The following is a 12,556-nucleotide window of genomic DNA, read 5'->3' as shown; positions in this document are numbered from 1 at the left end:
AATTTTATTCCGGGTCGCGCTGCTGGATGGTCAGCAGTGCCTTATATACTTCGCTCTTGGAGTAGGGCGTCCCCTGGGCTGCGGCCTTGGCGGCGGCAGTGGGGCCGAAGCCCTGTCCGGTCAGCTCGAGGGCGCGCTGTGCGGCCTGCTCGAGGGTCATTTCTGCTTCCGGCTCTGTGGAAGCCGGCGCACCGGCCATGACCAGAACATACTCGCCTCTCGGCTCGTTGGCGGCGTAGTGGGCCTGTGCCTCCCCGAGGGTGGTCTTCCAAATCTCTTCGTGGAGCTTGGTCAGCTCACGGCAGAGGGTGATGCTCCGCTCCGGGCCGAAGGCGTTCACGAGGTCGTCCAGCGTCGTGCGCAGCTTGTGGGGTGCTTCGTAGAAGATGACGGTCCGCTTTTCACCCAGAAGCTCAGCAAGACGCTCTTTTTTCTGCTTCCGGTTCACGGGCAGGAAGCCCTCGAACACCCAGCGGGAGGTGTCCTGGCCCGAGACGGCCAGCGCCGTCACGCAGGCGGACGCCGCCGGGACAGGCACGACTTTGATGCCCCGGGCCAGCGCGTCCCGCACGATGACCTCGCCCGGGTCAGAGACGCAGGGCATTCCGGCGTCCGAGCAGAGGGCGCAGTTCTCGCCCGCCTCAATCCGGCGCAGGATGCCCTCGCCCTTCTGCAATGCGTGCTCGTAGTAGCTGACCATCGGCTTTTTCAGGCCCAGATAGTTCAGCAGCCGCATGGTCACGCGGGTGTCCTCGGCGGCCACGAAGTCCGCCGCACCGAAGGTGGCGGCCACGCGGGGCGGCATGTCGTCCAGATTGCCGATGGGGGTTGCCACGATATAAAGAATACCGGCCATGATTGACCTCCCTGATGTTGTTATTTTACTTCTCCGTACATCGCTGCCCCGGCGGTAATGAGCACATCCGGTTCGATGCGCAGGCCGGTGCGGCGGTTTTTCTGGGCTTCCACAAGGAAAAGCCACGGCGCGGCGTCAGGCTTATTCTTCACAAAGGCCAGACGCTTCGGCTCGAGGCGGTGCGCCCGCAGCACAGCCAGCACCTCGGCCAGACGCTCGGGCCGATGGCAGAGGGAAAGTTTTCCGCCGTCCTTCAGCAGGCGGAAACCACAGGCGCAGACATCCTCGAGGGTGCAGTCCGTCTCGTGGCGGGCCGTGGCACGGCCCGCGTCGGTGCTCTGCGGCCCGGCGGTAAAATAGGGCGGGTTGCAGGCGCAGACATCGAACTGGCCCTCCCCTTCCCGGAAGGTGCGCAGGTCGGTGAGATAAGGCGTGATATGCCCGATGCCCTGCGCAGTCACAGCCTCCTGTAAGAGCGCACTGGCCTCGGGCTGCAATTCCACGGCGGCGCAGGGGCCGCGATGGCCCCGGTCGTGCCACTCAAGGCTCACGATGCCGCAGCCGGAGCACAGGTCTGCCGCCTTCTGGCTGCGCCGCGGCTCGCAGAAGCGGGCCAGCAAAAGTGCGTCCGAGCCGAACCGGTGGACGGCGGAGCAGTATACTTCTGTTTTATTATACAAAATCTCGGTAGAATGTTCCATACGCCCAGCCGAAATCCTCCGACAAAATATTGTGTCCCGAAAGATGAAAAAATTATACAGGAAAGAAAAGCAGCAGACCCGCCTGGCAGGTCTGCTGCTTTTGATGCGTTATTCGCGCGCTATCTGCTAAAAATTATTCAGCGGTGATAGCACCGGTGGGGCAAGCGCCCTCGCAAGCGCCGCAATCGATGCAGGCGTCTGCGTTCACGACTGCAACGCCATTCTCAACAGCGACTGCACCAACGGGGCAAGCGCCCTCGCAAGCGCCGCAGCCAACACATGCGTCAGAAACCTTGTGTGCCATAATAGAACTCTCCTTTATCTCCCCGTGCTCAGTATTTATGAAGAAATCTGCCCCTGCACGGCTCTGGCAGACCCCTCGGAAATCGTATCCTTGACTGCATTTTAACAAAGCCGTTTCAAAAAGGCAAGACTAACCGTACCCGCCCAAAGGCAATTTTTCGTTTTTTGGTGGGTTGCACAAAAGCACAGGCTAACTTTTGGAGAAATTTGAAGAGGTTTTTTGGCGAAAATCACGAAGCAAAGTTAGTTTTAACAGACTAACCGTTCAGAGACCCCGCCATTTCCGGCCCCTTATTTTTTATCTTTTCTGCCGCAGCCGGGGCAGGACGAGGTGCCGTCGGCGTTGGCCGAAGCCACCACCGGGGCGGGGTCGCGCACGCCGGAATAATCGTCGTCCGGGTCGGGGCGGCGGGGTGCGCGCTTGCCGCCGGAGATATACTCGCAGACGCTCACCTTATAGTACCGGGGCGCGAAGGCCTCGGTGCCGCAGCGCACCCGCAGATAGCCGGAGATGGGGTTGACCTCGAGCACAGTGCCGAGGCCGTCCGGCGTGCGGACGGTGCTGCCCACCATGGGCATGATGCTGTTCAGGTACTCGTAGGCGCTCTCCTCGTAGGCCAGGCAGCACATCAGGCGGCCGCAGGCACCACTGATCTTGGTCGGGTTGAGGGAAAGACCCTGCTCTTTTGCCATCTTGATGGAGACGGGCTGAAAGTCTTTCAGGAAGCGGCTGCAGCAGAAGGGCTGGCCGCAGATGCCCAGACCGCCTATCATTTTGCTCTCGTCGCGCACACCGATCTGGCGCAGCTCGATGCGGGTGTGGAAGATGCCGGCCAGGTCCTTGACCAGCTCACGGAAGTCCACACGGCCATCGGCGGTGAAATAGAACATGATCTTGGAGCGGTCGAGGGTGTATTCGGCCTCTACCAGCTTCATTTCCAGCCCGTGGCGGGCGATGCACTCCTGGCAGGTGTGGTAGGCGCGCTTTTCGTCCTCACGGTTCTGGCGCATCCGGCGCACATCCACGCTGTCGGCCATCCGGGTGATGGGCTTGAGGGCCTTGGGGACAGCGGAGTCGGCGATCTCCTTCACGCCCTGCACCACTTCGCCGCACTCCACGCCCCGGGCCGTCTCGACGATAACATAGTCGCCGGTCTTGATGGGGGTGTCTGCGGGGTCAAAATAATAGGTCTTGCCGTTGTCCTTGAAACGGACGGATATAACTTTCTTCATAGCATTCCTCTTTGGGGTCGTATCGAACGTATATAAGCCCGGAAAATGGGCCTTATGCAGTCTGGATAGGCGCTGTGCCTGAAATTGCGATATAATTCCATTCTGCATTCTAGTATAGCATAATCCGGCCCGTATTTCCACGAAATATGGCAAGAAAGTAGCCGGGATATTCCCCATTGACTTCCTAAACTAAGGTGATTTAAGGAAAGTTTTGTTAAAGATTGACTTCAGGACTATTGCAAGGGGGATTCCCTCGTGTATAATAGGAACGATAAGAAGCGTTCAGAGGGTGCTGCCGTGGTTGCGGCGTACCTTTTGCCGCGCGGCGGCATAAAAAAGAAATGGATAGGAAATCATGGAAAAATTCAGTGTCAAAAAGCCGTTCACCATCCTTGTTGCGGTCATCATGGTCCTGCTGCTGGGCTTCGTGTCCATCACGAACCTGCAGACGAACCTTCTGCCCGACATCAGCACGCCATACCTCATGGTGGTCACCGTCTACCCCGGTGCCAGCCCGGAGCGTGTGGAGTCAGAAGTCTCCGATGTGATGGAGAACGCGCTGGGTACAGTGTCCGGCGTCGAGAGCATCACGGCGACCTCGGCAGAAAACTACAGCCTTCTGCTCATGAAATTCGCCGAAGGCACCGACATGAACAGCGCGATGGTCAAGACCTCCAATAAGGTGGACCAGACCGCGTCCAGTCTGCCCAGCACCTGTCTGACCCCCTCCATCATCGAGTACAGCCTGAACATGAATGCCTTTATGACGGTGGCTGTCAGCCGGGAGGGCAGCGATGTCTACGATCTGTCGGATTTCGTGGATAACACCCTCGTGCCTTATGTGGGCCGCACCAGCGGCGTTTCCAGTGTGTCGGCCAACGGCCTCATCGAAAAGATGGTGCAGGTGCAGCTGAATCAGGATAAGATAGACGAAGTGAACGCCCGCCTGCTGGAACTCATCGACACCCAGCTGGCCGACGCCCGCGCCCAGCTCGACGCCGCGGAGGCGCAAATCGCCGAGGGCCGCGCCGAGTACGAAAAACAGCTGAAAAACTTCGGTAACACCGTCTCCGATACGGTCATGGCAGAGATGGGTACGGAGGTGGCCGACGCCGTCACCGTCGTGCGCGACCAGGCGCAGGCTTTGCTGAACAGCGTCAACCAGCTCATCGGCGTGGTCAATGAACCGGAGATCCGGCAGGCCCTCATCGACGTCCGCGACGGCCTGCAGCGTGTCGTGGACCAGTTCAACCAGACCGGTATGCGGGACATCGACTCCCTCATCGAGATCGTCGGCGAGTTGCGCGACATCACCGATAAGCTCACCGCCGCTCTGCAGGAGCTGCAGGGCCGTCTGGGTACCAGCGACGGCACCGTCTCCGACCTTGCCGACGAGTTGGAAGTCTCCAACAGCCTGAGCACCATTTATAAGACTCTGGACGAGGTCATCAAAGCCATGGACAATGTCCCCGGCCTGATGAACCAGTTCTCCGTCGCTCTGGGCAGCTATTCCAGCCAGCAGCTCAGCGCCTATATGCGTTTTACCGAGGCCCGCGAGATGCTCAAGGACTATGAGAACCAGCTGGAAGACGCCAAGCAGCTCTACGAGGAGAGCAAGGAAAAGGCCCTTGCCAGCGCCGATGTGGCCAAGCAGCTGGACATCAAGACCCTCGCCCAGCTCATCTACGCTCAGAACTTCTCGATGCCTGCCGGCTACGTCGCCGATAAGAGCGGCGAGTCCTGGCTGCTGAAGGTCGGCGAAGAGTACGACAGCGTTTCGGACATCGAGGGCGCACTTCTGCTCCACGTCGATGGCTTCGGCGATGTCCGCCTCTCCGATGTGGCCGACGTGGCCGTCATCGACAACGCCGAGGCCAGCTACACCCGCCTGAACGGGGAGCGGGCCGTGGTGCTGAAAATTTTCCGCAACGCCAATTCCAGCGCCAGCAGCGTCTCGGACGGCTGCCTGAATGCCTTCAAGGAGCTGCAGGCTCAGTATTCTGACCTTCACGTCGTCGTCCTGTCCAATCAGGGCAACTACATCACCATCATCGTCAACAGCATCATCAGCAGTATGCTGGTGGGCGCTGCGCTGGCCATCATCGTGCTGGCCATCTTCCTGAAGGACATCAAGCCCACCCTCGTGGTCGGCGTCAGCATCCCGCTGTCCGTCCTGTTCGCCGTCGTTCTAATGTACTTCACCGGCCTCGACATGAACATCATGACGCTGGCAGGCCTGTCGCTGGGCGTCGGTATGCTGGTGGATAACTCGGTCGTCGTCATCGAGAACATCTACCGTCTGCGGGGCCGGGGCGTACCGGCGGCCCGCGCCGCCGTGCAGGGCGCTCGTCAGGTGGGCATGTCGGTCGTGGCCTCCACCCTTACTTCGGTCTGCGTCTTCCTGCCGGTGGTGTTCGCCTCCGGCACGGTGCGCAGCCTGCTGCAGCCCATGTCCATGTGCATCGGCTACTGCCTGATGGCTTCTCTCATCGTAGCCATCACCGTTGTGCCTGCCGCTGCTTCCACTGTCCTGAAAAAGGCTGAGCCGAAGCGGCTGGTCTGGTTCGAAAAGATTCAGGATAAGTATGCCCACAGCCTCGAGTGGTGCCTGCAGCACCGCGCTCTGCCGCTGCTGGCCGCTGTCGTGCTGCTGGCCTTCTGCGGCTGGAAGGTCTTCTCCATGGGCGTCGTCCTTCTGCCCGAAATTTCCAGCAATGAGGCCACCATCGCCCTCTCCACCGACGACGGCCTGACCAAAGAGGAATCCTACGGTGTGGCCGGACAGGTCGTCGAGGCCGTCATGGCCGTGGACGGCGTGGAAGAGGTGGGCGTCACCACCGATACCACTGTGGCCGGCATCGACATCGGCCAGCTGGGCCTGCCCAGCGCTATCACCGACCTGCTGAGCGCCGCCAACAGCTACGGCAGCTACCAGTTCAACGTCATGCTGGACGAGTCACTGTCCTCTACCCGGATCGCCGCCGTGGAGCAGGCCCTGAATGATGCCGTTTCCGGCGTCGGGAACTGCACCGGCACCGTCGAGATCAGCGGTATGCAGGACCTGACCAGCCAGCTGAGCAGCGGCCTCTCTGTCAAGATCTACGGCCCTGACGCCGATACCATTACCGCACTGGGCGATAAGGTCGTCCAGATGGTCAACGACACCGAGGGTTTCGCCAATGCCGCCACCGGCCTCGGTCAGGGCGATGCGACCATCAATCTGGACATCGACCGCGACAAGGTCCGCGCCTATGGCCTGACGGTTGCACAGGTCTACCAGCAGATCGCCGCCAAGCTCACCACCACCACGACGGCGGAGACGCCCGTCACGGTAGACGGCTCCACCATGAAAGTCCAGATCAGCGATAATCTTGATCCTATGACCAAGGAAAACATGATGGACATGACCTTCACCACCAGTGTCATGGACGCCACCGGCACCACCACCACCGGCACCTGCACGCTGGGCGATATTGCTTCCTGGACGACGGGTACTGCCCCCGACTCCATCACCAGCGAGAACCAGACCCGCTATATCACGGTGACGGCAGACACGCTGGACGGCTACAACACCACGGTCCAGTCCCGCGTGCTGCAGAAGACGCTGGACGCCTTCGCCCTCACCGATGAGATGCCCGAGGGCTGCTCCTTCTCGCTGGGCGGCGAGTCCTCCACCGTCAATCTGATGGTCGACGAGATGGTGCAGTGGATGGCTCTGGCCCTGCCCTTCGTCTATCTGGTCATGGTGGCTCAGTTCCAGAGCCTGCTGTCCCCCTTCATCGTCTTGTTCACGGTGCCGCTGGCCTTCACTGGCGGCCTGCTGGGTATGCTGGTCACCGGCCAGCAGCTGACCATGATCTCCCTGATGGGCTTCATCGTCCTGATGGGTACCGTCGTCAACAACGGCATCGTCTTTGTGGACTACGCCAACCAGCTGCGTCTGGGCGGTCTGGAGCGCCGTGCGGCCCTTGTCGCCACCGGCAAGACCCGTATGCGTCCTATCCTCATGACCACCCTGACCACCGTTCTGGCCATGCTGCAGATGGTGTTCAGCAACGATATGGCGAGCCAGCTCATGAGCGGCATGGCCATCGTCATCATCTGCGGCCTGAGCTATGCCACCCTGATGACCCTGTACATCGTCCCCATCCTCTACGACATCCTCTTCAAGAAGCCGCCGCTGGTGGTCGATGTGGGTGACGACGGAATGGACGACATCCCCGATGATGCCGCCGAGTATATCGCGCAGTCGAACGCCGCCGAGGCTCAGCCGGAAGCATAATTTTATACAGATTCAAAAGGGAGCTGTTGCATTTTGCAGCAGCTCCCTTTTCTGTTTCGCAATATGTCCAAAAAATCTCTCGAAATTTTGGAAGATAAATCTAAAAGCATTCTCACACAAGTCTGGAAAACTGTGCTATAATCATAATTATGGACGAGGTCGGGGCTGCGCTGCCCTGACCGAAAATAATGAAGAAGGAGGCGAGCCTTATGGCACAGTTCCGCTCCAAGCCCTTTGGTGTGACCAAAAACGGCGATAAGGTGGATGAATACATCATCTCCAATCCCGGTGGACTTGAGATCAGCGTGCTGAACTATGGCTGTGTAATCAAAAATCTCTTCGTCCCTACAAAAACGGGTCCGGTGGATGTGGTCGTCGGACACGACACCCTCGCCGACTATGAGGCGGATTTCAACTCATCCGGCAGCACCTGCTGCGGTGCGTTCGTGGGCCGGTACGCCAACCGCATTGAAAATGCGGAATTTTCTCTCAGCGGCAAGACCTACAAGCTGGAAGCCAACAATGGCAAAAATCACCTGCACGGCACCTTCCCCCGCAAAATTTACGATGTGAAGATGTTCGGCGACACCCTTTTGATGGAGACCGAAAGCCCGGCGGGCGAAGACGGTTTCCCCGGAAATCTGAAGGTCAGTGTGCGGTATATCCTCACGCCGGACAACACCCTGCGGATGGACTACCGTGTGTCCACCGACGAGGACACCATCATCAACCTGACCAACCACACCTACTTCAACCTCGACGGCGGCGGCAATGTGCTGGGCCAGAAGCTCCGTATTTACGCTTCCAACTACCTCGAGGGCAACAACGAGACCTGCCCCACGGGTAAGATCCTGCCTGTGGACGGTACGCCGATGGACTTCCGCACCGGAAAGCCTCTGGGACGCGACCTCGACACCGGCTTCTACCAGACCACCATGGCGGGCGGCGGCTTCGACCACTGCTACGTCCTCGACCGGCCCCGGGGTGCCAGCCAGAGCCTCTGCGCCTGGGCGTCCAGCGACAAGACCGGCATCAGCATGAAGATGTACACCACCCAGCCGGGCATCCAGCTCTACACCGGCAACTTCCTGCAGAACTGCCCCTCCCCCGGCAAGGGCGGCGTCCCGCTGGAAAAGTACGGCGGCTTTGCCCTTGAGACCCAGCACTTCCCCTGCAGCCCCTCTCACCCGGAGTTCCCGACGACGGTGCTGCGGGCAGGCAAAGTCTTCCGAGCCAACACTACGCTCCGCTTCTTCACCGGCCGTCAGTGCGGCCGATTATAAAAGAGAATCCGTTTTCTAAGCAAATATCAGCCGCAGCAAAGGGCAGCTCTCTTGCGGGAGCTGTCCTTTGCTGTTTTTTGCGTGTCCTCTCCATGCCTTGCGGACTAAAAATCTTTGCAGTTCATCAGACTGGCTGAAAATATGCAACAAAAATACATTTTAATAAAAAAGCCGGTACTTGATTCTCTGTGCAAAAAGCGGTATCCTTTAGGCAGGCAGAGCACAAGGGCTCTGTGCGAAGCAACATTTGGAACAAGAGAGGTACTGGACATGGCTATTTTGGTTTCCGGCGGCGCAGGCTACATCGGCAGCCACACCTGCATCGAGCTCCTGAATGCCGGCTACGACGTCGTCGTGGCGGACAATTACTATAATGCATCCCCTGTGGTCCTCGACCGCGTCAAGCAGATCACCGGCAAGGACTTCCGCTTCTATCAGGCCGATATGACCAAACACGAGGATGTGGAGAAGATCTTCGCCGAGTGTCCCGACATCACGGCGGTCATCCAGTTCGCAGCCTATAAGGCCGTTGGCGAGAGCGTGTCCAAGCCCATCGAATACTACTACAATAACCTCAACTGCACGCTGGTCATCCTGGATGTGATGCGCAAGCACAACTGCCACAACTTCGTGTTCAGCTCTTCCGCCACCGTCTACGGCGACCCCGCCAGTGTGCCGATCACCGAGGACTTCCCCGTGGGTGCAACCACCAACCCCTACGGCACCACCAAGGCCATGACCGAGCGCATCCTCACCGATGTCTGCAAGGCTGACCCCACCCTGAACGTGGCTCTGCTGCGCTACTTCAACCCCATCGGCGCCCACAAGTCCGGCCTCATCGGCGAGGACCCCAACGGCATCCCCAACAACCTCATGCCCTACATCGCCAAGGTGGCTGTGGGCAAGCTGGAAAAGGTCCACGTCTTTGGCAATGACTACCCCACTCCCGACGGCACCGGCGTCCGCGACTACATCCATGTCGTGGACCTGGCCCGCGGCCATGTCTGCGCCATCAAGAAGCTGGAAACGAACTGCGGCCTCTTCATCTGCAACCTCGGCACCGGCAAGGGCTACAGCGTGCTGGATGTCATCCACGCCTTCGAGAAGGCCTGCGGCAAGCCCATCCCCTACGTCATCGATGCCCGCCGCCCCGGCGACATCGCCGAGTGCTATGCTGACCCCACCAAGGCCAGGAATGAGCTTGGCTGGGTGGCTGAGTACGGCATCGAGGAGATGTGCGCCGACAGCTGGAACTGGCAGAAGAAGAACCCTGACGGCTACCACACCGCGAACTGAATAAAAAAACGATAAGAGCCTGTACGGCGGGTACTTCCCGGGTACAGGCTCTTATTTTTTGCACTTTTTCGGATATTCGAGGATGGCGGCATGATTTTTTTCAGAGAACAGTTCAGAACAGCCCCGTTTCTCTTGACAACGCCGGAAAGTTAGCCTATATTACTGTTGTTAATGCAAACTAACAAACGCGCTCGAGAGGAACATTCCATATGACGTTGAAAGATTTAAACATCGGCGAGACTGCCGTGGTCGGGACCGTGGGCGGCGAAGGCGCTCTGCGGCAGCATTTTCTGGATATGGGGCTGATCCCCGGTGAGGAGGTCACGCTGGTCAAATTTGCCCCGATGGGCGACCCGATGGAGCTGAGCATCCACGGCTACGAGCTGACCCTCCGGCTGGACGATGCCGCCCGCATCGGGGTCACTCTGGCCAAAGCCCCGGCGGCGAAAAAGGCGGCGGCAGAAAGTGAAAAGCCGGTGGAGCACCCGGGCCTCGGCGAAGGCGGACGCTACCACACCAAAAAGGGCGAGAACCCTCTGCCTGACGACACGACCCTTACCTTTGCGCTGGCGGGCAACCAGAACTGCGGCAAGACGACCCTCTTCAACCAGCTCACCGGCTCCAACCAGCACGTCGGCAATTTCCCAGGTGTGACGGTGGACCGCAAGAGCGGTGCGATCCGGAATAACCCGAATACGGAGGTCACAGACCTGCCCGGCATCTACTCCATGTCGCCCTATACCAGCGAGGAGATCGTGACCCGGCAGTTCATCATCGGCGAGAAGCCCACGGGCATCATCAATATCGTGGACGCCACCAACATCGAGAGGAATCTGTACCTCACCATGCAGCTCATGGAGCTGGATACGCCGATGGTGCTGGCGCTGAACATGATGGACGAGATGCGCGGCAACGGCGGCACTGTCCGCATCAATAAGATGGAGGCCATGCTGGGCATCCCGGTCGTGCCGATCTCTGCGGCAAAGAACGAGGGCGTGGACGAGCTGGTGGATCATGCGCTCCATGTCGCAAAGTATCAGGAGCGGCCGGGCCGGATGGATTTCTGCAGCGAGGAGGATCACGGCGGCGCAGTCCACCGCTGCATCCACGGCATCATCCACCTGATCGAGGATCATGCCGAGGCCGCAGGCATCCCGGTGCGCTTTGCGGCCACAAAGCTCGTGGAGGGCGACCAGCGCATCGAGGCGGCCCTGAAGCTCGACCAGAACGAAAAAGAGATGATCGAGCACATCATCGTCCAGATGGAGCAGGAGCGGGGTCTGGACCGCGCCGCCGCCATCGCGGATATGCGGTTCCACTTCATCCACCAGCTGGTGGAGCAGACCGTCGTGAAGCCCCGCCAGAGCAAGGAGCAGCTCCGCTCGGCCCGGATCGACCGGTTCCTCACGGGCCGCTATACCGCCATCCCGGCCTTTGTGGGCATCATGGCGCTGGTGTTCTACCTCACCTTCGGCGTCATCGGTCTGGCGCTCCAGAACCTGCTGGAAGTGGGCATTGATGCCCTGACCGCCGCGGTGGACTCCACCCTCACGGCGTGGAACGTCAACGCAGCCGTCCACTCGCTGGTCATCGACGGCATCTTCACCGGTGTGGGCAGTGTGTTGAGCTTCCTGCCCATCATCGTGACCCTGTTCTTCTTCCTCTCTCTGCTGGAGGATACCGGATACATGGCCCGCGTGGCATTCGTGATGGATAAGCTTCTCCGCCGCATCGGCCTCTCGGGGCGCAGCATCGTGCCAATGCTCATCGGCTTCGGCTGCACCGTCCCCGGCGTCATGGCCAGCCGCACCCTGCCCTCGGAGCGCGACCGCAAAATGACCATCCTGCTCACCCCCTTTATGAGCTGCTCGGCCAAGCTGCCCATCTACAGCCTGTTTGCGGCGGCCTTCTTCCCGGAGCACGCGGCTCTGGTGATGGTCAGCCTCTATTTCCTCGGCATTGCGGTGGGCATTCTGATGGCCATCCTGCTGAAGAGCAGTGTCTTTAAGGGCGAGGCCGTCCCCTTTGTGATGGAGCTGCCCAACTACCGCCTGCCCGGCCTCAAGAATGTGGTCCAGCTGCTCTGGGAAAAGGCCCGCGATTTCCTCCAGCGCGCCTTTACGGTCATCTTTGTGGCGACCATCATCATCTGGTTCCTGCAGAGCTTCGACCTGCGGCTCAGCCTCACCGCTGACCCGCAGCAGAGCATCCTTGCATGGCTGGCCAGCGGTATTGCGCCGCTGTTTGCGCCACTGGGCTTTGCCGACTGGCGGGTGTCTACGGCCCTGATCACCGGCTTTATGGCCAAGGAGAGCGTCGTTTCGACCCTCACCATCCTCTATGGCTCCTCTGCGGCCTTTGCCGCCGCGCTGTCCCCGGCGGCGGCTGCACCCCTGCTGGTGTTCTGCCTGCTCTATACGCCCTGCATCGCGGCGGTGGCCTCGGTCAAGCGGGAGCTGGGCGGCAAGTGGGCGTTTATCATGGTGGCAAATCAGTGCATCGTAGCATGGCTGGCGGCCTTCGGCACGCGGCTCATCATGATGCTGTAAAGAAAACGGAAACAGGGAGCGGCCTGCAAGATGCGGGCCGCTCCTTTTCTCTT

The 12,556-nt window shown here is 59.9% G+C and carries 8 protein-coding genes; 4 read left to right on the top strand and 4 right to left on the bottom strand.

The window, feature by feature from the left end:
* Positions 1 to 4: 4 nt before the first annotated feature.
* From rsmI to J3349_RS08590, 4 genes are all read right to left on the bottom strand, one after another.
* Positions 5 to 856, bottom strand: a complete 852-nt coding sequence (gene rsmI / locus J3349_RS08605; protein ID WP_149794756.1) for a 16S rRNA (cytidine(1402)-2'-O)-methyltransferase — start codon at positions 854 to 856, stop codon at positions 5 to 7.
* Between the two features lie 20 nt (positions 857 to 876).
* Positions 877 to 1,557, bottom strand: a complete 681-nt coding sequence (locus J3349_RS08600; protein WP_207677122.1) for a methyltransferase — start codon at positions 1,555 to 1,557, stop codon at positions 877 to 879.
* A 133-nt stretch (positions 1,558 to 1,690) separates the two neighbouring features.
* Positions 1,691 to 1,861, bottom strand: coding sequence for a 4Fe-4S binding protein (locus tag J3349_RS08595; protein ID WP_158389067.1), 171 nt, complete (start codon positions 1,859 to 1,861; stop codon positions 1,691 to 1,693).
* A 290-nt stretch (positions 1,862 to 2,151) separates the two neighbouring features.
* Positions 2,152 to 3,093, bottom strand: coding sequence for a stage 0 sporulation family protein (locus tag J3349_RS08590; RefSeq protein WP_149794758.1), 942 nt, complete (start codon positions 3,091 to 3,093; stop codon positions 2,152 to 2,154).
* A gap of 355 nt (positions 3,094 to 3,448) precedes the next feature.
* On the opposite strand from J3349_RS08590, the gene J3349_RS08585 reads away from it, so the two are divergent.
* The 4 genes from J3349_RS08585 (at position 3,449) to feoB (ending at position 12,503) form a co-directional block, all read left to right on the top strand.
* Positions 3,449 to 7,375 (top strand): efflux RND transporter permease subunit, encoded by a 3,927-nt coding sequence (locus J3349_RS08585; RefSeq protein WP_207677121.1) that lies wholly within the window; start codon positions 3,449 to 3,451, stop codon positions 7,373 to 7,375.
* A 209-nt stretch (positions 7,376 to 7,584) separates the two neighbouring features.
* The gene (locus J3349_RS08580; RefSeq protein WP_149794761.1) at positions 7,585 to 8,658 is read left to right on the top strand and encodes an aldose epimerase family protein; all 1,074 of its coding nucleotides are present in this window, start codon (positions 7,585 to 7,587) and stop codon (positions 8,656 to 8,658) included.
* A gap of 270 nt (positions 8,659 to 8,928) precedes the next feature.
* The gene (gene galE, locus J3349_RS08575) at positions 8,929 to 9,954 is read left to right on the top strand and encodes a UDP-glucose 4-epimerase GalE (protein WP_207677120.1); all 1,026 of its coding nucleotides are present in this window, start codon (positions 8,929 to 8,931) and stop codon (positions 9,952 to 9,954) included.
* Positions 9,955 to 10,163: 209 nt separating this feature from the next.
* The gene (feoB, locus tag J3349_RS08570; RefSeq protein WP_207677119.1) at positions 10,164 to 12,503 is read left to right on the top strand and encodes a ferrous iron transport protein B; all 2,340 of its coding nucleotides are present in this window, start codon (positions 10,164 to 10,166) and stop codon (positions 12,501 to 12,503) included.
* The last annotated feature ends 53 nt before the right edge of the window (positions 12,504 to 12,556 follow it).

Source organism: Faecalibacterium sp. Marseille-P9590 (genome assembly GCF_017377665.1).
Lineage (GTDB): Bacteria > Bacillota > Clostridia > Oscillospirales > Ruminococcaceae > Faecalibacterium.
This window is presented reverse-complemented; position numbering and strand designations above follow the sequence as displayed.